The organism is Actinomadura scrupuli (genome assembly GCF_050971785.1).
GTDB classification, from domain to species: Bacteria; Actinomycetota; Actinomycetes; order Streptosporangiales; family Streptosporangiaceae; genus Actinomadura_E; species Actinomadura_E scrupuli.
On sequence record NZ_JBPCCU010000003.1, the window covers coordinates 178,392 to 198,258 of the forward strand.

15 protein-coding genes and 2 pseudogenes are annotated in these 19,867 nt (G+C 68.6%); 3 read left to right on the forward strand and 14 right to left on the reverse strand.

What is annotated here, in order from left to right; translation table 11 throughout:
• Positions 1 to 8 precede the first annotated feature (8 nt).
• The 11 genes and pseudogenes from ACRYCC_RS15175 to ACRYCC_RS15225 form a co-directional block, all read right to left on the reverse strand.
• Entirely contained in the window at positions 9 to 2,144 is a 2,136-nt protein-coding gene (locus ACRYCC_RS15175; RefSeq protein ID WP_433812497.1) for a LamG domain-containing protein, read from the reverse strand.
• Positions 2,141 to 2,350, reverse strand: a complete 210-nt coding sequence (locus tag ACRYCC_RS15180) for a hypothetical protein (RefSeq protein ID WP_433812499.1) — start codon at positions 2,348 to 2,350, stop codon at positions 2,141 to 2,143. Before ACRYCC_RS15180 ends, ACRYCC_RS15175 begins: the two co-directional genes overlap by 4 nt.
• Complete coding sequence (locus ACRYCC_RS15185; protein ID WP_433812500.1) at positions 2,347 to 5,880, reverse strand: hypothetical protein; 3,534 nt, start codon at positions 5,878 to 5,880, stop codon at positions 2,347 to 2,349. The genes ACRYCC_RS15180 and ACRYCC_RS15185 overlap by 4 nt, the downstream gene beginning before the upstream one ends.
• Before the next feature lie 835 nt (positions 5,881 to 6,715).
• Positions 6,716 to 7,363 (reverse strand): class I SAM-dependent DNA methyltransferase, encoded by a 648-nt coding sequence (locus ACRYCC_RS15190; protein WP_433812502.1) that lies wholly within the window; start codon positions 7,361 to 7,363, stop codon positions 6,716 to 6,718.
• A gap of 106 nt (positions 7,364 to 7,469) precedes the next feature.
• The gene (locus tag ACRYCC_RS15195; protein WP_433812504.1) at positions 7,470 to 7,691 is read right to left on the reverse strand and encodes a hypothetical protein; all 222 of its coding nucleotides are present in this window, start codon (positions 7,689 to 7,691) and stop codon (positions 7,470 to 7,472) included.
• Positions 7,692 to 8,048: 357 nt separating this feature from the next.
• Positions 8,049 to 8,813: a pyridoxamine 5'-phosphate oxidase family protein gene (locus ACRYCC_RS15200; protein WP_433812506.1), complete on the reverse strand. Its 765-nt coding sequence runs from the start codon at positions 8,811 to 8,813 to the stop codon at positions 8,049 to 8,051.
• Between the two features lie 692 nt (positions 8,814 to 9,505).
• Positions 9,506 to 9,697 carry an NAD(P)-binding domain-containing protein gene (locus tag ACRYCC_RS15205; protein WP_433812508.1) on the reverse strand — a complete coding sequence of 64 codons (192 nt, stop codon included), beginning with the start codon at positions 9,695 to 9,697 and terminating at the stop codon, positions 9,506 to 9,508.
• A gap of 2 nt (positions 9,698 to 9,699) precedes the next feature.
• A pseudogene (locus tag ACRYCC_RS15210) lies at positions 9,700 to 10,606 on the reverse strand (IS5 family transposase).
• A 220-nt stretch (positions 10,607 to 10,826) separates the two neighbouring features.
• A complete protein-coding gene (locus tag ACRYCC_RS15215; protein WP_433813931.1) occupies positions 10,827 to 11,594 on the reverse strand; it encodes a hypothetical protein in 768 nt (255 codons plus the stop codon).
• Positions 11,595 to 11,907: 313 nt separating this feature from the next.
• Positions 11,908 to 12,810, reverse strand: a pseudogene (locus ACRYCC_RS15220) (NACHT domain-containing protein); the annotation flags it as partial.
• Between the two features lie 280 nt (positions 12,811 to 13,090).
• The gene (locus ACRYCC_RS15225) at positions 13,091 to 13,522 is read right to left on the reverse strand and encodes a winged helix-turn-helix transcriptional regulator (RefSeq protein ID WP_433812510.1); all 432 of its coding nucleotides are present in this window, start codon (positions 13,520 to 13,522) and stop codon (positions 13,091 to 13,093) included.
• A 106-nt stretch (positions 13,523 to 13,628) separates the two neighbouring features.
• On the opposite strand from ACRYCC_RS15225, the gene ACRYCC_RS15230 reads away from it, so the two are divergent.
• The gene (locus ACRYCC_RS15230; protein ID WP_433812511.1) at positions 13,629 to 14,573 is read left to right on the forward strand and encodes an NADP-dependent oxidoreductase; all 945 of its coding nucleotides are present in this window, start codon (positions 13,629 to 13,631) and stop codon (positions 14,571 to 14,573) included.
• A 757-nt stretch (positions 14,574 to 15,330) separates the two neighbouring features.
• Positions 15,331 to 15,474 carry a hypothetical protein gene (locus ACRYCC_RS15235; RefSeq protein WP_433812513.1) on the forward strand — a complete coding sequence of 48 codons (144 nt, stop codon included), beginning with the start codon at positions 15,331 to 15,333 and terminating at the stop codon, positions 15,472 to 15,474.
• A 411-nt stretch (positions 15,475 to 15,885) separates the two neighbouring features.
• Here the strand turns inward: ACRYCC_RS15235 and ACRYCC_RS15240 are convergent, their stop codons facing one another.
• Positions 15,886 to 17,235 carry a restriction endonuclease gene (locus tag ACRYCC_RS15240; protein ID WP_433812515.1) on the reverse strand — a complete coding sequence of 450 codons (1,350 nt, stop codon included), beginning with the start codon at positions 17,233 to 17,235 and terminating at the stop codon, positions 15,886 to 15,888.
• Positions 17,236 to 17,512: 277 nt separating this feature from the next.
• Positions 17,513 to 18,439 (reverse strand): AraC family transcriptional regulator, encoded by a 927-nt coding sequence (locus ACRYCC_RS15245; protein WP_433812517.1) that lies wholly within the window; start codon positions 18,437 to 18,439, stop codon positions 17,513 to 17,515.
• A 142-nt stretch (positions 18,440 to 18,581) separates the two neighbouring features.
• Between ACRYCC_RS15245 and ACRYCC_RS15250 the strand changes: the two genes are divergently transcribed.
• Complete coding sequence (locus ACRYCC_RS15250; protein WP_433812519.1) at positions 18,582 to 19,640, forward strand: saccharopine dehydrogenase family protein; 1,059 nt, start codon at positions 18,582 to 18,584, stop codon at positions 19,638 to 19,640.
• 68 nt (positions 19,641 to 19,708) lie between these two features.
• On the opposite strand, the gene ACRYCC_RS15255 is transcribed toward ACRYCC_RS15250, so the two are convergent.
• On the reverse strand, positions 19,709 to 19,819 hold the full coding sequence (locus ACRYCC_RS15255) for an NAD(P)-binding domain-containing protein (RefSeq protein WP_433812520.1): 111 nt from the start codon (positions 19,817 to 19,819) through the stop codon (positions 19,709 to 19,711).
• Positions 19,820 to 19,867 lie beyond the last annotated feature (48 nt).

Consider the following 19,867-nt stretch of genomic DNA (forward strand, 5'->3'; position numbering starts at 1 on the left):
GGGTCACCTCACCCCGGGTAGGAGATCTGCCAGCGTCCCTGGTTCACCCGGGCGCCCTTGGTGCGCCAGGTGAACACGTACCGCCGGTCGTTGTCGAAGGGGGAGTAGTCGGCGGCGTAGGCGTACTCGTTCTGGGCGACGTTCCACAGGTCGAACTGCAGTTGCCCGGCCGCCAGCCGCTTGAGGATGGTCAGTTCCTGGGCGCCGATGGTCACCCCGCCGACGGACAGGCCGTCGAGATGGGCCGTGCCCGCGAAGATGTCGATGGCGGTGTCGCTCGCCAGATCACCGGTCTTGAACATCAGGCCCTCCGGGCGCCCCTCGATCCGGTGCCAGAAGACGGAGGAGTGGTGGAATCGCAGGCTCGGATAGCAGGGGGTGGCGTTGCCCGGCGTGGTGCCGGGCGGGCTGTTCTGGTAAAGCTCCAGGAACAGCAGCCGGCCGCCGGTGCCGGACGGCTCGCGACGCAGTTGCAGGTGGGCCGAGTCCGCGCCGACCGTCAACCGGGCGCCGGTGGTGGCGGTGCCGATGCCCACGTTCTGTCCGGAGAACAGCAGCGGCGCCTTCTCCGCGAGCAGGGTGACCGATCCGTCCTGGTAGCCGGGGATGTTGCGGTAGCCGATCACGATCGCCGACTGGCCCAGCGAGGCCAGCGCGACGACCTCCGACAGGGTCACCACGATCGACCCGCCGGGGGCGAACGAGGTCTCCTGCCGCGGGGTGAGCGTCCACACCACCCGCTGGCCGAGCCGCTCGGAGGTGATCGACCAGTCCGCACCGACCTTGTCGGCCTGCAGCCCGCCGAGCACCGCCCGTGCCGCGTGCCCGGCGTCCACCAGCGCCCATTCGTGTGTCTCGCCCGCCTGCTGTACGTCGATGGAGACGGTGAAGGAGGCCCCCCGGAAGGGCAGCGCGGTGTCGCGAGAGACGTTGGCCAGGCGGATCCGCAGCGTGCTGGCGGTGACCCCGTCACTGATCACCCGGTTGCCGCCGACGAAGCCCACCGCGAGCGGGATGGCGCGCAGCCCGCGGTGGTTGACGATGTCGAGGAACTGGATCCGGGTGCCGGTCAGCTCGTCCCGCTCCCCGGAGTAGGCGGTCCGCTGGTAGGTCAGCTCGACCCGGGTGCCGCGGCTGCCGTCCGCCCCGTCGGCGTTCAGGCCCTGCAGATGCAGGTCCTGGGACTCACCGCGGCGGAGCACCGGAGGGGCGTCCCCCTTGAGGTAGAGCACGGTCTCGCCGCTCGCCGGATCGGTGCCGCGCAGCAGCGACCAGCCCGGATCGGTGATGCGGGGTTCGGGGACGGCGGCGAGCGTCCCGGCCCGCAGGTGCAGCGCGTAGTGGTGGTTGCCGGCCGAGGGCTCGCCGGGCAGCGGCTGCGGGGTGATGTCCTGCCGGGAGGTGTTGAGGATCCGCAGCGTCATCGGCTGCCCGGCGGGCGAGTCGTCGATGTACAGGACCGACTGCTGGTCCTGGTTGGTCAGGGTGAAATCGATCGGATGGGACCGGACGAAGGCGGCCAGCGCCGCCTCGTCGTCGGCCATGTCGCGCTTGATCTCCAGGTCGCTGAGCGCCCCGTCGTAGACCCGTACATGTGCCAGCAGCCCCGCGTAGAAGGCGGTGCGCCCGTCGGTGCCGACCAGCAGCGCGGCCTGCGCGGCGACCCGGTCACCGGTGAAGGTGTACTCGGCCGCCGGTATGCCGTCGACGAGGATCCGTGCGGTCCGCCCGTCGTTGGTGACCGCGACGTACCGCCAGGCGTCCGCGCCGACCGCCCCGGCGGCGGTGGCATGGCCGTCGTCGGCGCGGTCGGTGGTGGCGAAGCGGTGCTGTACGGATCCGTCCGCGCCGAGGATGACCCGGAAGTCGCCGGGGGGCTTGCCGATGACGTCCGCACGGGTGCCCGGATCCGGTTTGACCCATGCCTCCACGGTGTAGGTGGTGAGCCGCAGCGGCGGGGTGTCGGCGACGGTGACCCCGTCGGCGGACCCGCCGAACCGCAGCACGCTGCCGAACCGCTCGTCGGGCTGGTTCTTCGGATCGCCGATGACCAGCCCGTTGAGATGGTTGCCGGAGGTGTCCACGGCCCGGCTCTCCGGGGTGAGCGCGTCCAGATGCCAGTGCAGGACCAGGTTCGCGCTCACCGCGCGCTCCCCTCCGCCGGCACGGCCTGAACCCCGGCCTGGCCGCCGTTCGGGTCACCGGCCTGGCCACCGTTCCGGCCGGCGGCCTGGGCCTCCGCTTGTTGGTGGATCTTGTTGATCAGCTCGTAGACGCGGGCGTAGGGCAGCGCACCGAGGGCCTCCAGGACGAGGTTGGTCTCGGGAATGGTCAGTTCCAGAGTGATCATCCGTTTCCTTGCTCAGGGGCCGGGCGGAGGGTGGACCAGCCTTCCCGAAGGGTCGGCCGGACGGGGATACGGGCGTCGGGTTGTGGCGGCTCCGCCTGCTCCAGCCAGCCGGTCCGGGTCGCCTCCTGCCAGGACCAGGTGAAGCCGGGCTCGTTCGGCAGCGGCAGTGCGACGTGGTCGGCGTCGGTCAGCACGGGTGCGGTGAAGAATCCGACCGCCATGCCGCGCAGCGCGTCCCGGAACAGTTCGGCGGGGATGCGCAGCGACCGGCAGGGCAGGACGCCGCTGGTCGCGTGGACCTCGCCGCGCGGATCGACCAGCATGGTCAGGAACTGCGGCGGCAGGTCGATGGCCTGCATGATGGGGTCGCGCGCGCCCTGCACGCTGTGGAAGGTCGGTCCGAGTCGTTGCGCGGAATCTTCCACCCAGAAGCCGAGCACTGCGTCGTTGAGCTGCTCGTGCTCCCCGATCCTGATCGGGAAGCGCACCAGCGGGAAGCGGTTGGTCTCCCGGCTGGCCCGGCGCATGTCCTGGCGGAACACGTTCCAGTCCTGGTGCACGGCCGGCCAGCCCATGAGCTCCAGTGTCAGCTCGGCACGCACCACCGCGATCGGCCGTCCCATCAGGACCGCCCGGCCGCGGTGCTGGGCGTAGTCCTCCGGCTCGATCGCCTGCAGCGCGTCGTCCAGGTCGCCGAGCAGGGTACCGAGCGCCGTGGGGCCGTCGTCGCGCAGCCGCTGCACCACAGCACGCAGATGCCGGTTGGCGATGGCCTCGACCGGAGTGGCCGGAGCGCCCGGCGGCTCGCGCCACTGCGCCGTACCGGGCCCGTCCAGGTCGGCGAGGGCGTACAGGGCGCCCACCGCCGAACCGTCGGCCGCGTACACCGCCAGGCTGTCGTCCAGATTGTTGGGCACCAGCCAGCCGCAGATCGGAGAGGTATCCGGCAGCCCGTTCATCTGCTGGACGTCGTGCTCGGCGTCCAGCCAGGTGAACGAGAGCCGGGCGGGCTGGGCGAGCCGGGGCGGCATGGCCACCCAGTCGGGGTGGCCGGGCACGCGCAGCTGGGTGGTGGTGTGGATCCGGTCCACGTTCACGTCCAGCGTGCTGCCGAAGCTGTCCACGATGCGCAGCCGTAGTAGCCGCAGCGCGCCCGCCCGGATGGGGTTGAAGTCGCTCAGCGGCTGCGGTGCGTGCCGGCTCTGCCCGTCCACCGCCGCCGCGACCCGCGCGGCGAACTCCTGGTAGGAGGGGAAGCCGAGCGGGTCGGCGACCGGGAGCTGCCGGGTGAGCTTGCGCATCAGCAGCGCCTCGTTGAACCCGCCGAGGACGCAGGACAGGTTGCTGTCCTCGTGCACGACCAGATGCCGGTAGATCTGGATCAGCAGGGTGAGCCGCTGGTCCTGGCCGTGCGCGGTGAACCAGTCCAGGACCGCGGTGGGGTCGGCCAGAAAGTCGTCCCCGCTCACCGTCGGCTGGACGGCGAGGTTGTAGAGCGGCAGCACGGTGCCCTGCAGGTAGCGCAGCACCCGGGCGGACAGCACCGGACGGGCGCCGGGCGACAGGATGGAGGTGCCCGTGTAGACGTTGGCCGCCTTGTACGGGACGTTGCGGACCGGCTGCAGCTCCACGGCCCGGTCGGGCAGCACGTAGTTACGGGTGATGAAGTCGTCGTGGTAGTGCCGGTCGCCCGGGTCGAGGTTGTTGCCGGAGGTGGTGGGGAAGAACTCGACCTCCCACTGCAGCAGCACCGGATGCCAGGGCGGGTGCTGCCAGGTGCCGATCGCGAAGCCCGGCGCCCGCAGCGCGCCGATCGCGGCCGCCGCCTCGGCGCGCAGCGCCCGCACCTGCTCGGCGGTGCTCAGATCCGGGTGGTCGGCCGCGGTGACCGCGCACTCCAGCAGCCCGGACGGGTGCAGCGCGCCGTCCTGGCCGTACCGGTCGCTGGGGGTGGCGGCGGTGCCGGTGAGCAGCACCACCGGTTCGTTGGGGAGCTGGTACGGCGGCGCCGGGACCTCCTGCAGCACGTACCTGGCACGGGCCGTGGCGGCGGTGACGTTGAGGGCGGCCAGCGAGGTGTCCACGCCGGCGCGGGCGCCCGCCAGCTCCTGCTCGCCCGACCGCGCGATCTCCTCGCCCAGGTAGTCGATCTTGCGTTCCAGGAAGAACCGCACCTCGTCCTGGTCCGGGTACGAGTCCAGGCGCGAGTCGGACGGGTAGGCACAGAGCTGGTACTTGTACCAGTCGGCGAAGAGCTGCTCGCGCAGCGCGGTCACGCCCTGGCGGGCACGGTCCAGGTCGGTCTGCGCCCTGTTCAGCAGGTTGAGCCGGTCGCTCAGCTCGTGCGGCACCGTAAGCCGCTCGCGCGACTGCCGCTGCTCGGCGGTGACGTCGCCGGACTCGTCCTGCCGCCGCAGCGTCCACAGTGTCCCGGACGGCACTTCGTGGAAGGTGTTGGTGTGCCGCGCCTCCAGCAGCGCGGCACCCAGGTCCAGCGGTTTGGTCTCCAGCTCGTCGGCGAAGGCCAGCGCCTCCAGCAGATCCTCCACCGCGTCGGCCTGCACGGCGGGCATTCCAGGTGTTTCAGGCATCTCGGGCAGGACGGTGCCGAGATGGGCCGCCAGTGCCTCGGTCGCGGTGTTGCCGACGCACACCCCGGTCTCGGCGTCCGGGCCGACCAGCAACGGGTTCCGTACGGCCCTGCCCCCTGTGCCTGCGATGGACTTGGTGTCCACGGTGAAGGTCAGTTGCGCATAGCACGCCATCCGGTACGGCGCGGCGCCACCCAAGCCGCCGTCCATGGTGTCGTCCGGGGAGACGGTCCAGCCGAGGCGGGTCCGGTAGGCCTCGCGCCAGGCCGGATCGTCGCCGAGCCCGGCCACGGCGTCCTGCCGCGGGTCGTCGTACCAGCCCACCACCTCGTAGCGCAGACCCCTTGGCGGGTTGCCCGGGTAGCCGGGGTCGTGCAGGCCGAAGACGCTGTGGCAGTTGGGATAGAAGGCGGCGAACGTCGGCTCGCCGTACCCGACCGCGGTGAGAGCCGGGAGATAGCCGGATCGGTCGGTGGCCGGCTTCCACACCGACAAGGGGACGCGGCGGCCGAGACGGCGGTACGGCCCCCGCGGCCCCTCGACGGGGTACACGATCGCCGCGACGTTGTCGTCGGACAGGAAGTCACTCTCGACGATCCATTCGGCCTCAACCTGGTCGGCGTTGCTGCGGGTCACCAGCCATCGGTTCGGCACGGTGGGTACCAGGGTCGAGCCGTCGTCGGCTTGGACGAGCCGGGTCAGCGCGTCCGGCAGGGCCCAGTGCAGATGAATTCCGGGCTTGAGCCGGAAATCGCGATCCTGGAAGGGCGCCGGCAGCACGATCTCGCTGACATAAGGAAGATCCGGATTACGGTCCCTTCCGGTGACGGGGTCGCGATAGGGGAGGCGGCTGAAATCGGCTGTGGGCTCGACAACTTCCAGATCGTTCGTCAAACACAGTGCGTCCAGATGCACGGGCACGACCAACACACCGCTCATACAGAGATTTCCCTGCTCACTGTCCCTTCGGCACGTGATCATCACGGTACCGGCGAGAATTCGTTCTGTGAAGACCGGGCCATTTCGCGGCGCCCCGACGCGCTCCTTTCAACCCTCTCACCGGCCCCAGAGTCTTGATAAGGTCTGGTCCGTTATCCGGATGATGACTTGCGTTCAGCATGCCGCTGCCAGGGTGTTCAGTGCGGTGCGCCGGAGAAAATCCCATTATGGTCACGGCTCGTCAGGGCACGTCCGAGATCGACTGAAATCCTCATAAGGGGCGTGAATTTAAGTGATCGGTGGCAGGGCGTGTGAGGCGGGCCGCCGAGTGCCAGCGACGTGATCGGTCACCGAGTGTGACCGAGTGACGACGCCGGATCTCGAAGTGGAGGTCTCCCGATGACGGTGGCGACGTCCGCGACCGGAAGTGACAATCTTGTAGCGCAGGCCGACGCGGCAGGCCGGGCAGATCCCAGTACTTGACCGCGCCGAGATCGGCGCCTCTCCCTTCCGGTCGCGTCAGGAAGATCGAGGGTGAGACAGCGGCCAGCGAGCTGGCAGCCGGTGCCCGCCAGGCGGAAGGAGCTCATCTTGTGGTGCCCGGGCCAAGGTATATCCGGGCGAAGGCGACACCTTCGCCCGTGACGACCACCTTGATCGTGTCTGCGGCCATCACCGACGCACCGTAAGCGCTCATCCGGCCGGCTCGTTCCTTCCCGCAGTATCCGCGCGTCGCGGCACTTCATCAGCCCTGGCGGCCTCAGGCGCGAGCCTTGACGCCCGCACGAAGGCGCCCTCACCAATCTCGAACGCGACGTGCTCTGGCTGACGGAGGTTACCGAGGCGGTGCTGTGGGCCGGCGGGCGAACAGGATCGCGCCCGGCGTCGGCTCGTCCGGATTCAGCAGGTGCTGCGCCTCTACGGTGAAGCCCGCCTCGCGGAGCCAGCCGGCCACGCGGGACGGTTGGCGGCGGTGCCCATGCGCCCGCGTGGGCTGGTCGCAGTCACCCCTGGTCTTGTTCTTTGGCTCGTCACCGACGTGGAATCCTACGGCCAGTACCCCACCCGGCCGCAGGACCCGGTGGAAGTGTCCGAGCACGCCCGGCATCGCCTCGTCGGGGATGTGGATCAGCGACCACCATGCGAGCACGCCGGCGAGGGACTCGTCGGCGAGCTGCAGGTCGGTCATCGAACCGACTTCGAACCGCGCGCCGGGGTGCTCGCGGCGGGCGATCTCGATCATCGCGGGTGACAGGTCGATGCCGAACGCGTCCGCGCCCAGCTCCCGCAGCAGGGCGGTGGTGTGTCCCGGCCCGCAGCCCACGTCGGCGACGGGCCCGCCGTCGATCGCGCGGACCAGGTCGGCGAACAGCACGACCCCCGCGCGAACGTGGAGCCGCCTGTCGAGCAGGTCGCGGGTCTCGTCGGCGTAGCGGGCCGCGATGGTGTCGTAGGAGTTCCGGGTATCGGTCAACCAGGTCATCAGGGGACCGTAGCCCGTCCAACCGACGAAACTCGCCCTGGCCCCGGGCTCTGATGTGTTACGTCGCGGAGGCCGCGGCCGCGGTGGTGGTGACGAATCCCGGAGATCAGGAGGCAGCTTCGTTTGCGCCATGGTGAAAGTCGCCGGTGCCCGGGAAGTTCACCGGGCGAACACCCCGAACGTCGCGGATGTCGCGCAGCGCGGTCACGGCGGCGTCCGCCTTGCCGGGGTCCGGCATCACGGCGATGCCCACCGTCATCAGCAGCGCGCCCGATTGGTCGGCGTAGGTGGCCCGCAGGACCGTGACGCAGCCGTTCTTGAGGACCACCTCGGCGACCTGCGGGTCCAGTGCCAGGGCGCAACCGGCCTGCGGGGTGACGCCGATCCGGTGAGCCTCTCGCTTGTCTCCGAACTGCTCGTTCAGCGGTCTACGCCGTCTTCGAGCACATCGAGCCAAGAGACGACCGGCTGCCCTTCTGGCTCGACCTGACCGTGCCAGACGACCGGTTCGTAGCATCCAGCCTGCTCCAGCAATCACCACACCCTGGATCCGCCCTCTACGCCGCCACCGGAGACAACAATGGTGTTCGGTCCGTTCGTCCAGGAAGCCCGTCTGCCCGATGACTGCGTAACTTGTGCTCACGATCGACCAGTGCGGTGATCCGGTCCAGGGTGTTGGCGTCATTCACCGGTCCTCCTGCGGTTGTTGTGGCTGGGATAGACGTGTCTCGGGGTCCGACAGGAGTGATGCGACCCGGACGCGAAGAAGGTCGTTCTCGGCCTCGAGGGCGTCAATGCGGCGCCGAAGCGGTTGCAGCACGGGTGACAATTCTTCGGCTGTATAGCGCGGAGTGATGTGCTGAGGGCAGTTCCAGTCGAACGCTTTGACCTCGACGCGCACCTCACGTTCGACAATCGCCCGGTACCCCGGGACCGCGGACGCACTTGATGACGGTCCTTGGTGGCGTACGTCGTTGATGGTCGCGACTCCGAAGATCTTGAGGCGCAGCCGGCGGGCGTAGTCCATGAAGATGATGGATATGCGCGGGTCGTGCGCCACGTTGCCGGTGCTGATGTACTGACGATTGCCTCGGAAGTCGGCCCAGGCCAGGGTGTGCTCGTCGGGGGCTGTCACGAATCCTGGTGGGCCGCCGCGGAACTGGACGTACGGCCAACCGCTGGTGGCGACCGTCGCCAGATAGAAGCCGTCCCGTCCGGCGATGAAGTCTCGTTCAGTGCGGCCCAAGGGATCCTTGAGCTGATCGAGTCCATCGGTCCTCGCAGCCTCGGTGTTCGAAGCTGAGCCCGTCCCGTCTGCCGCCCCGATGCTCGAAGGCCTCGGGCCGGAGAGATGCCGGTCCGTGTGGTCGATAGCGGTCCGGCTGCCGTACCGTTCCTGCGCGTCCAGGACCGGCTCGGTGAATGCGATCGAATGGTAGTTGCGGCTCATCTGTCCCCCCTCGTCGGAGCGAGCCTCATGCTCGCAGTCTGCTTGGTCCGTTGCGATGCAGGAAAAGCCGCGACTGGGCGGCCAGGTCGCCGAAGCTACGTGGGTGCAGTGGAGGAAGAGTGAAGACCCTGTGCACCGTTGCGCCGGGCCGACAGCGCCGTCAAGCGGATCTTCGACCGGCTGCTGGACGAGCACGGTGCGGTGGAGGTGACCTATCCGATGGTGCGGGCTCATGTCGCTGATCGCCGCCCGTAGATACGGATCGAGGCGGGCCGCGGGCCGCTGAACGCGTTCATCCCGCAGACCCATCTGCCGGGGCGGAAGCCGAGGTCGACTTCGGGGACGTGACGATCCGTCTGGCCGGTGAGCAGGTCAAGGTCTACCTGTTCGCGATGCGCCTGTCGTATTCCGGCAAGGCGGTGCACCGCATCTTCGCCTCCTGCGGTCGAAGGCCACCTCCACCCTCTCAGCGTGCTGGGCGGCGTCCCCTGCGGCAAGGTGCGCTATGACAACCTGCGGGCCGCGGTCGCATCGATCGGCTCGTGGACCGAATAATGAAGGCATTCCGGGTCGGCGTTGATCGAGTCGGCGAACTCGCGTAGGAGGCCGATCAGAGCGTCGCGCTTATCATCCGCCGGCTGGAGCGGTTGTTAATAAATACCACCGTGGCCATGTTCCCTCCTGGAGAGTCTTCAGAGGACCTCGGCGCCCAAGGCGATGTCGAAGCCGGCGCCGTTGCGTGCCAGGCCCACCAGGAGGATGCCGGCCCATTCAAGGACGTAGGCCATCTCGAGCCCTCCTGCGTCGAGGGCTCGCATGTCCAAGCTCTCCAGAAACGCCGCGACACGTGCCTTCGCCTCGGTGCTGTCGCCGGCGAAGAACACGTCTAGGGCGTGTCTGACAAGTCGTGGCGTAGCCACAGCATGAGGCTGGCCAGCAGGAGCCCGCTGCGGTACCGGCTGGCCAGCTTGTCGTAGCGGGTGGCGATGGCGCGGAACTGTTTGAGTTTGGAGAAGCACCGCTCTACGAGGTTGCGTTGTTTGTAGAGGTCGGCGTTGAATGCGGGCGGGCGTCCGCCGGCGCGGCCTTTGCGTTTGCGGTTGGCGATCTGGTCCCGGCGTTCGGGGATCACACAGCCGATGCCGCGTCGCTTGAGGTAGGTCCGGATGCGCTGGGCGGAGTAGCCCTTGTCGGCCAGAACACAACCCGGCCGGGTGCGCGGGCGTCCGCCGCCGGGCCGGTGGAGGCGCAGCTGTTGTAGGACTTGCTCGAACACGGTGGAGTCGTTGACGTTCCCGGCCGTCACCTGCATCACCAGCGGCAGCCCACGGCCGTCGGTGACCAGACGGATCTTGGTGGTGAAGCCGCCACGGGACCGGCCCAGCGCTTGCGCCTTCTGTCTGCTCTTCAGATCATCCTGCTCGATCGTCCCCTGACCGTTCCCCCTTTTTCCGCGCTCCAGCAGCGTGCTGGTGAGCGCGGGCGATAGAGGAATCGATACTGACCGCACTCAGATCCAGCCGCCCCAGCGAATCGTCGCGCACCTGCATATGCTTGAGCAGCCGAACCCAGGTGCCGTCCTCATCCCAGCGTTTCCACTGCTCGTAGACGGTCTGCCAGGGCCCGTACCGCTCCGGAACATCCCGCCAGGCCGCACCCGTCCGCAACCGCCACAAGATCCCGTTCACCACCTGGCGGTGATCCCGCCACGGACGACCCCGACCATCGGTGATCGGCAACAACGGCTCGATCCGCGCCCATGCGACATCGGTCAGCTCACCACGCCTCACCACGAACGATCATCTAAGCCGACCGCACAGACCACCACCACGAATTTTCAGACACTGCCTAGTTCCCGGCGCGCCCCTGGGCCCCGGGGTCAGCGATGGCGGGGCCGAGGTGGACGGGCACAAGACGACGCCGACGACCGCCCTCGGTTGACCCCGCTCGCCAGTGGGCCCGCCGCACATCCTGGACGACTTGCGATGTCCTGCCGCGCAGCGACCCGGGCTGTCAGAACAGGCCCGGTCGCCGGTCGGCCACGAACGTTCCCGGGATTTCATGGGTACCGGCGAGGTGGTCTTGGAGATCGGCGTGGCGGAACTGGTAGATCGGACCCACGGCGCGCAGCAAGCCCAAGCGGTGGGCATCGTCCAGGAACAGCATCAGGTGACGCGGTAGCCGGCCGGCCCGGTGCAGCTGGTAGGTGGCGACCAGGTACGCCAACCAACCATGGTGGTCACCGACCGTGAGCCCACCCGTGAGCCCACCCGTGAGCCAGAGCGTGAGCCCGGCCGCGAGCCCGGTCGCGAGCCCGACCCCGAGCCCGACCGTGAGCCCGGCCGCGAGCCCGACGGTAGCGATGCGGAGGAGGTTCAGTGACCGGTCAGCTCGCCAACTGCTCAGCGGTGTAGCCGTCTGCCTGGTGGCGGTCGGAGCCTCTGCCCATCTCGCGAGCCCGAGCGTGAGCCCGGCGGCGAGGCCGACCGCGAGCCCGGCCGCGAGGCCGACCGTGAGCCCGGCCACGAGGCCGACCGTGAGCCAGAGCACGAGCCCGACCGCGAGCCCGACCGTGAGCCCGACCGCGAGCCCGACCGCGAGCGCGGCCGTGAGCCCGGCCGCGAGCCCGCTCGCGAGGCCGAGTATGAGTTGGGTGGTGCGGGTGAGGGTGTAGGTGTCGCGGGCCAGGTGCCACCAGGCGAAGTCGCGGGTCCGGGGTTCGCCGTGGGGAGTGGGTGGGTGGGTGAGGTAGTGGGCGAGGTAGCCGAGCCGACGCCGCATCTGGGCCGGGTTGTGGCGGCGGCGGGGCCGGAAGAGGTCGGCGGGGTCGTTGCTGGGTGGGCGGGTGGTGATGAGTGCGGGGACGAGCTGGTCGAACAGGTGGGGCGCGCAACACCGCTGTATCGCAGAGGCGGTCGGACAGCAGCGGTGCCGGATCGGCGCGGGGGGTGATGTAGGTGGCGCGCAACAACCACAGTCCCAGCGGGGTGGAGACCATTTCCGCCAGCCTGTGCCGGCCCGGTGGGGTGGTGCGCAACTCGTCCAGGATCTGCTCCCACACGGTTGCAGGGCGGGGAGGCAGGCACCGCTGGAGATAGTCGGCGGCGGTGGCCGGGGCGAGGGGCTCAGGTTCGATGACCGCTGCCGAAGTGAGTACGTCGCCTGCTGCTCGGGCTGCGGTGGTGAACTCAGTGGTGCGGCTGGTGAGGATCACCGGGTCCTGGCCGAGCCAGGTGTTCAGCGCCACGATCACCGCAGCCTGTCCGGGGCCTGGCAACTCGTCCAAGCCGTCCAGGACCGCAAGGACACGCCCGCGAGCGGCCAGGATGCGGGGGATGCCCGGACCGAGAGCTTTCAGTGCCGGGTAGTCCTGTTCCAGCCGTGCGGTGAGCCAGTCGTGCAGGTCGGGGAACCTCTGGGTGTCCCAGCCGGCCACCGACAGCAGCACCGGCACCGGGTCGGCACCTTGCCGGGTGGCCAGCAGTTCGCGTACCAGCTGCACCGCCAGGGTGGTCTTGCCCGTGCCCGGCCCGCCCAAGATGACCAGCCGCCGGCGCGTCAGCGCCCGGAAGGTGCGGGCCAGCCGGGCGATCTGGTCGCTGGACTCCTCGAACGACAACGCCTCGTCCGCCAGATGCGCGGGATGGTCCATCAGCTCCTGGCGCGGGGTGAGCCGCCAGCGCACCGGCATCGGGTCGGGGTCGTCCAACGACCGGATGGCCGCTTCGGTCTTCCACTGCTCACCGACCAGGCCGGCCAGCACATCAGCAACCTCGGCCACCCGCCCCGTCGTGACCGGCCCTTGCGGCACGGCCTCGTCCCTGCGCCCCAGCCACTGCTCCAGCGTCTCCAAGGCTGCCGCGAACAGCAGGGAGACGCCCAGCCACCACCAGTTCAGTTTGCGGTTGAGGACCTGGTTGATCGCGACACCGACCGCCACCGTCCCGATCGCCACCGCCAGGACCCGCAACCCCTGCCGCACGACCCGCATGCCCATGCCCCCGGAAGACCCGTTCGTCCTTGGCCCCCCGACCCGACAACCTGATCCAACACGCCCTCACCCGGCGCTGTCAGCCGACCACACCAGCCTGTCCACCTTCGGGCAGTCCTGGGCCGCCCAAGTCCAGGACGACCACGCGACCCCCGGCCGGGTGGTCGTGGTCACGCCGCCCTGGGCCTGCTTCTCAGCCTCGCCGAAGTGGCAGCGATCTGTGCGACGAGTCCATCTCACGCCGGTGGGTCTCCTGGCTGTATCGCGCACGCCAGCGCGATCTTGATCACCGGTGTGTCACTCGTACCGCCGGTACGGGTTGTGGTTCTGTCCCTATTTGGGCGTCGTAGGCCTGCCGGGCAGTGAGGATCTCCTGTACGTGTTCCACGGACCATTCCGCGATGGCCGCGGTCAGCCGACCGACGTCCACCCCGAGTTCAGTCAGCCCGTATTCCACCCGGGGTGGGACGGTCGGATAGACGGTACGGCTGACCAGGCCGTCTCGCTCCAGCACCCGCAGGGTCTGGGTCAGCATCTTCTGCGTGATCCCGTCCAGCAGCCGTCGGAGTTCGGTGAACCGCATCGGCTGTTCGTGCCGCCGCAGCCCCCCCAGGACGTACAGCGCCCACTTGTTGGCGAGGACCTCGACCACGGTCCGAGACGGACAGTCGCGGCGGAACATCGCCCATTCCACCGAGAGCTCCTGCTTGGTATCCATGAGGTACCTAGATATCAAACAGGTGCCTTCTTCACAAGAGATACCGGGCTCTACCAGGATGTGATCGCTGTTCCGAGCGATCGTATTCGTCCGAGGGAGTGTCGAGATGTCTGTTCACATGCGCGCGATCAGTCAGCGCCGCTATGGCGGCCCGGAGGTATTGGAAGTCGTCGAGATCGACCGGCCGACCCCGGGGCCAGGGGAGGCGCTGGTACGTGTCCGCGCCGCCGGGGTGAACCCGGCGGACTGGAAGATCCGCTCCGGAGCCGTACGCAGATTCGGTGAGCCGCCGTTCGTGCTGGGGCTCGATCTGGCCGGGGTGGTGGCGGAGATCGGTGAGCAGACGACCCGTTTCCGGCCGGGAGATGAGGTCTTCGGCTGCGCGTTCCCGCCCAACGGAGCCTATGCCGAGTACGTGGCCGTACCGGAGACCGCGCTGGCGCCTGCTCCGCCAAGCCTCGACTTCGTCGCCGCCGCGGCCCTGCCGGTGGCGGCGCTCACCGCCTGGCAGCCGCTGGTGCACGTCGCCGGCCTGGGCGCGGGGCAACGCGTGCTCATTCACGCGGCGGCCGGCGGAATCGGCCACCTCGCCGTCCAGATCGCCAAGGCACGCGGCGCCTACGTCATCGGTACGGCCCGCCCGGACAAGCACGAATTCCTCCGTGGCCTGGGCGCCGATGAGCTCATCGACTACACCACGACCGACTTCACGACGGCGGCCCGTGACATCGACGTGGTACTGGACCCGATCAGCGGCGGCTACGGGCCACGATCACTGGACACGCTCGCCCCCGCCGGGATGCTCATCGACGTACGCGGCGCCGGCCCCGACCGGACGGCCGTCCGCGAACAGGCCGCACTGCGCGGCCTGCAGCTTGTGGAGTTCGGTTTCTCACCGTCCGGCACCGACCTCAAGTCCATCACCGAGTTGGTGGACAGCGGAAGCCTCCAGGCCTCCGTCGACCAGGTCCTGCCACTCGACCAAGCGGCCAAGGCCCACGAACTGAGTGAGACCAACCGCGTGAAAGGCAAAATCGTTCTCACTCTCTAGCTGGAGGTCCTCGACGTCACCGGGTCGTTCGTGGTCGAGGTAGTCGGCGATGGCGTGGAGGGCGTCGCGGCCGAGGAAGACCGTACGGCTCGTACGCTCCTTGCCGCGTACGCCGTTCGACTTGGCCTTCTGCACCCGCCTCAGCTCCACCGGGCCGGCCGGGTCGAGCTGGGCCAGGACGAGGCCCCCACACCTTCCCTTTCCGTCTCTTCCCTCTTCTGCTGGAGCACTCCGATGATTCAGCGCGCCCCCTCGGCCAGCAGTGCCGTCACCAACACTGCCTAGCAACGTCGCAGCGGCCTAGACAGCGCTCAGCTGTGGTAGCACCTCGGTGAGCGCGCTGTCGGAGGCCGGAGATGCGGATCTCACTGCTGGTCAGGAGTGACCTGGGTACTCGTTGTTCTTCTGCGGCGGTCATCGCCTCCGCGCAGCGGACGCCACGCCCCTTGCACCAGGGACCGCAGCATCCCCGAGCCCGCCCACGCCAGGATCAACCCCACTCCGATGCCGAAGGTCAACGTCGACCAGGTCAGGCCGATCACAGGTTGTAGCGCCGCGGCCAGGGTGACCAGAGTCAGGGCCGCGCCCGCCGGGGCCGGCCCCTGCCAAAGATCGGCCGCAGGGAAGGCGCGTCGTGCGTCGCCCTGGATCGGATGAGGGGACTGCCCCGGTCCCGCACCGGGACCGTCTGTGCTATCGGCCGGGAACTCACTCATAATCATCATTGCACCGGTCGATAAGCGGGCTGCGGAACGTGATGGTCTTCTGGCAACCCTGCCCGCTCGCCGTCGACGGGCACTATCTGCCCGCGATGCGCTCGCTGCAGCGCCGCAGACTGGCCCTGCGCGTGCTGTTCTGTAAGCACACCACCAACGCTGAGCTGCCGCGCCACCGCCGATGAGACCATCGAGCTCGATCCCTCCTTCGGTCTGCTGACCCTGTCACCGTCCGCCCGGCCGCGCGCCGGGCCTCGGCCGGTAGACGCAGGCGGTCCGAGGCCGCCGCGTGTCGGCGCCCCAGCGAGTGGACGCGCACCGGGCCGCCCCGGACCGGGCGAGCTGCCCGCCGCGGTGGTCGTGGCCCGTCCACCCGCCGGGAGGGTCGGGATGCCGGGCGCCGGTTCACCGTGAGGACGTAGAAGGCCGATCACAATCCCCAGGCTCTGGTCCCGGGTCACACCACCGGCCGCCCGCGGCGAGCGGGCCGAGCGCGAGGCGCGGTTCGGGCCAAGGGATGGTGATCAGCGTCGGCCCGGATGCACCACGGTCAAGGTGCCGGGAAGGGGCATGGCAGGCGCCGGTAAGGAGAATGATCAGATCGGCCGGCAGAGGAGGTTCTCGATCCAGTCGAGAACGTGGTCGGTACCGGAGGCGAGATGGTCGAGGTCGGTCCGGTCGATGAGCAACAGGGTGTGAAGGTCACGGCTGGAGCGGCGGATGGCGGTTTCGACGTTCTTGGTGAAGCCGTTGGGTGCCACCAGGATGCCGACCTTGACCAGGCCGGCGTGGTTGAGGAGCTTTCCTTCGAAGTTGCGGACTTCGTTCGGTCCGACAGGGCCGGACCAATTTTTGCACTCGACGAAGATCAGCGCTGAGCCGAGATTGTGCCAGAAGGGGCGGTCGACGTTGTTCTTGATGATGAGGTCGATCTCCTCGTCGCCGGTCAAGTAGTTGGCTTGAACGACTTGGAGGCCGGGCTCGGACGAGAAGATCTGGTTCATGAGTTTTTCTAGGAGGTCGCCCTTCGCCTTGGCAGCGTGGGCGGGTTGGTCGAGCTGGTCGAGCAGCTGCCGGATCTGGGTGCGGGCGTACAGATCCCGAACCTCGGGTTCACGGTCGGATAGCGGGCGGAACATACGCTGGTAGAGGTCAAGTTTGTTCATCAGCCGGATTGCCAGGCCGGTGTGGAGGGCGCGGGCGTCCGTCTTGTTGGCGACGACGTGAGAGAGGTCGAGTTCGACGACCATGTGCTTGGGCGCGGCGTCCAGGAGCAAGCGCAGGTAGACGACCATGACGGGCTCGGGATAGTCGGTCAGGTAGGCCGGGGTGAACAACGTGGCCACCCGCATGATCGACGCCGGCCAGGTGCGTCCCGCCGTAGCGATGAGGTCCCCGAGTTCATCGAAGTCCGACAGCGGATTGCCCAGCCCGACGTTGGGAGGAAGCGGTGTGGGCTCCATCAGCTCGCGCAGCATCGCGGTGAAGGCGCGCAGGTCCTCCAGGGACGAGCCAGCCGAGTTGGCGCAATGGGCTTCGACTTCGCTCTGTAGCTCGCCCATCCAGCTCAGCTCGCTCTCGCGGCCCTGCTCCCGCGCGAAAGTGACCAGATCGCGCAGGTCTTCCTCGATGCTCCACCGGACGTGCTGGTCGAGCTCGGGCCGGAAGCACGCGTAGATCTCGGAGAGGAATTCGGTGGTGTAGCCATGCCGGTCCAGGACCCGGGGGGCGGCCACCACCGTGGTCCGGTACCCAACTGTGGTGGCCGTCCGATCCGGGGTCGGGTCCTGCGGCCGAGACTCCGGCGCGTGACCGGGCACCGGGCCGTCAACGAAAAGGTCCACGACAGAGAACAAGAAGGTCAGGAACGAAGGGGTCCTGCTCCACGTCCGCCGGAAGATGGTCCTCCCGATAGTCAGGCTGACCTCCTGCTCCTCGTTCGCCACTGAGGAATACCTTTCGCCCGAGCCCAATTCAAGAGAAATCCGCGACAACCTCGCCGACCGCATGGCCGAAGCAGAAGAGTACGGCTAGTGGCTCGTCACCGAACCTTGGCCGGGTAATTGATCTATCGGGCTGGGCCCGTCAGCCTTGCTCCAGGACTGTTGCTGGAGGTGGTCGTGGCCCGGAAGCCCGAGGTGTTCGTATGCCCGTTGTCGATGGATGAGGGCCGCAGGCTGCAAGGCCGCCAAACCTCGAAGATCCCTACGCGGGTGCTGTGCTTCAGACGGCGTGGTGCCGGTAACTGCCGGGCGGTGACCCGTACTGGCGTTTGAAGGCATGGGTGAAGGTGTACTGCGAGCTGTAGCCGACCTGCTGGGCGATCGTGTTGACGGGGGCGTCGGAGGCGCGCAGGAGCCTGGCGGCGGTGGTCATCCGCCACCATGTCAGGTAGGTGAGTGGTGGCTGGCCGACCAGATGTGTGAACCGCCGGGCGAAGGCGGCGCGGGACAGGCGTGCCTGCGCGCCCAACTCCTCGACGGTCCATTGCCGGCTGGGGTCTCCGTGGATGGCGCGGAGGGCGGCGGCGACGGCGGGGTCGTGCAGGGCCGCGGCCCAGCCGCTGGCGGAGTGGCCGGAGACGCGCTGTTCTTCGAACCACGCGCGCAGGATGTAGAGCAGGAGAAGATCCAGCAGGGTGAGCAGGATGGTGTCGGAGCCTGGGCGGGCGTCGCTGTCCAGTTCCACGCCGAGGAGTTCGACCGCGGCGCGGAGTTCCCTGTGGCGCCCTACCCGCGTCGGTAGGTGGATGACCTCAGGCAGGTCGTTCAGGAGCGGATGCGGCCCGGATCCGTCCAGGAGGTAGGCGCCGCAGAGCATGACCACCGTCGGCGGCCGGTCGGCTGACGTTTCGTCGGTGCGGCCATCATGGACTCCGGCGAGTGTTGTGGCCGGCTCGCTTACCGGGGTGGACGGGTCGTCGGCCAGACCGTGTGCGGATCCGCGCGGCAGGAACGCCACGTCGCCCGGCCCGAGCGCGATCGGCTCACCCTGCGACGAGAGAAGCCAGCACGTTCCCTGGAGAACGATGTGGAACCCGGCGGACGGCACCGCCGGAAACCGCTGGGCGAAGGGAGCGGACCTGGTCACCCGGCCCGAGTGGGGTCGACCGGTACGCGCCGCACTCACCACATCAGACAGAACATCCACGCAGCCAGTGTAGCCAACGACGACCTCGGCGAAGACGATGACGCAAACTGTAGAGCGCATCACGCATTCAATCGTCTTGTGTCGGCGCCTTACTGTGCTGGTGGGCTGAGCAACCGCGCAGCTCCCATCGTGAGGAGATGACATGAAGATCGCCGTTTATGGCGCGAGTGGATACCAGGGAAAGCTCGTGCTCTCCGAACTGGCACGACGCGACATCGAGACGGTCCTGGCCGGACGCAATCTCGCGCGCCTGGAGGAGGCCGCCTCGGCGGTCGGCCTCCCCGACGCGGAACGACGCGTGGCCGACACCAGCGACCATGAGGCGCTTGTGAGCGCGTTCCGCGGCTGCGACGGCGTCATCAACTGCGCCGGACCATTCACCTCGTCAGGTGAGGCTGTGGTCCGCGCCGCGATCGCCGCCGGCTGTCACTACGTCGACACCTCAGGCGAGCAGCTCTACGTCAAGAAGATCTTCGACACCTTCACCACGGAGGCGGAGAACGCCGGGGTCACCGTCGTACCCGCCGCCAACGACGGCTGCGTCCCGGTAGACCTCATGGCCCACATCCTGGCCGACCGCCTTGAACCGGTCGAAGAGATCATCACCACCCACGTGGTCGTCGGAGGCGGCGGCATGTCACGCGGCTCGCTGCGCTCGTTGGTCGAAACGATCGACGCCATCAAGGCGGGAGGCATGGCCTACGACGACGGCGACTGGCACCCCGGCATGCCTGCCCGCCACACCGCGATCAGGCTGCCCGGACAGTCGGAGACGACCCCGGTGATGGCCTTCCCAGTGTCGGAGGTGGTGACCATTCCCCGTCACATCCGCGTCCGGCATGTCGAGGGCCTGACCGAGGCGGCGTTGGGCGACCGGCTGAACACCCCGCTCACACCGGAGATCATCGAAAGCCTGCCTGAAGGACCCGATGAGGACAGCCGCCGCACCCAGCACTTCACCTACGTGCTCGACGCCACCAGCACCGACGGCCGCCGCGCCCGCGGCATCGTCCAGGGCCCCGACACCTACGGCACGACCGCGGTGATCGCGGTCGAAGGCACCCGCCGTCTCATCGCCGACCCTGCCAAGCCGGGGGTACTCGCACCCGCCCAGGCCTACCACCCGACCGCCTTCCTCGACTTTCTCATCCCGCATGGGATCCAGTGGATCATCGAGGACGCGCCGACAACCCGACAATGAGCCTTCTCCGGTAACGATCAGCCACGGTGTGTGATCGTCTGGACGGCTCGCTGGATTGAGCGAAGATCTCAGAACGCTGCGAAGCCCCTGCTGAGCACCACCTGGTGCCCGGCCCCGACAGCGAGTTGCGCGATGGTCCTGCCGATGCTTCCGCTTCCGATGAATCCCACAGTCGTCATAATCTCAACGTCCTTCAGAAGAGCCGAACTTGCCGGTTGCCGGGCTCG

Excerpts from the sequence above, each read along its gene's own strand:
- ACRYCC_RS15190 (WP_433812502.1), bottom strand. The coding sequence starts at position 7,363 with ATGACCTGGTTGACCGATACCCGGAACTCCTACGACACCATCGCGGCC.
- ACRYCC_RS15230 (WP_433812511.1), top strand. The coding sequence starts at position 13,629 with ATGTCTGTTCACATGCGCGCGATCAGTCAGCGCCGCTATGGCGGCCCG.
- ACRYCC_RS15180 (WP_433812499.1), bottom strand. The coding sequence starts at position 2,350 with ATGATCACTCTGGAACTGACCATTCCCGAGACCAACCTCGTCCTGGAG.
- ACRYCC_RS15225 (WP_433812510.1), bottom strand. The coding sequence starts at position 13,522 with ATGGATACCAAGCAGGAGCTCTCGGTGGAATGGGCGATGTTCCGCCGC.
- ACRYCC_RS15250 (WP_433812519.1), top strand. The coding sequence starts at position 18,582 with ATGAAGATCGCCGTTTATGGCGCGAGTGGATACCAGGGAAAGCTCGTG.
- ACRYCC_RS15200 (WP_433812506.1), bottom strand. The coding sequence starts at position 8,813 with ATGAGCCGCAACTACCATTCGATCGCATTCACCGAGCCGGTCCTGGAC.
- ACRYCC_RS15235 (WP_433812513.1), top strand. The coding sequence starts at position 15,331 with ATGGTCTTCTGGCAACCCTGCCCGCTCGCCGTCGACGGGCACTATCTG.
- ACRYCC_RS15185 (WP_433812500.1), bottom strand. The coding sequence starts at position 5,880 with ATGAGCGGTGTGTTGGTCGTGCCCGTGCATCTGGACGCACTGTGTTTG.
- ACRYCC_RS15215 (WP_433813931.1), bottom strand. The coding sequence starts at position 11,594 with ATGCGGCGTCGGCTCGGCTACCTCGCCCACTACCTCACCCACCCACCC.
- ACRYCC_RS15255 (WP_433812520.1), bottom strand. The coding sequence starts at position 19,819 with ATGACGACTGTGGGATTCATCGGAAGCGGAAGCATCGGCAGGACCATC.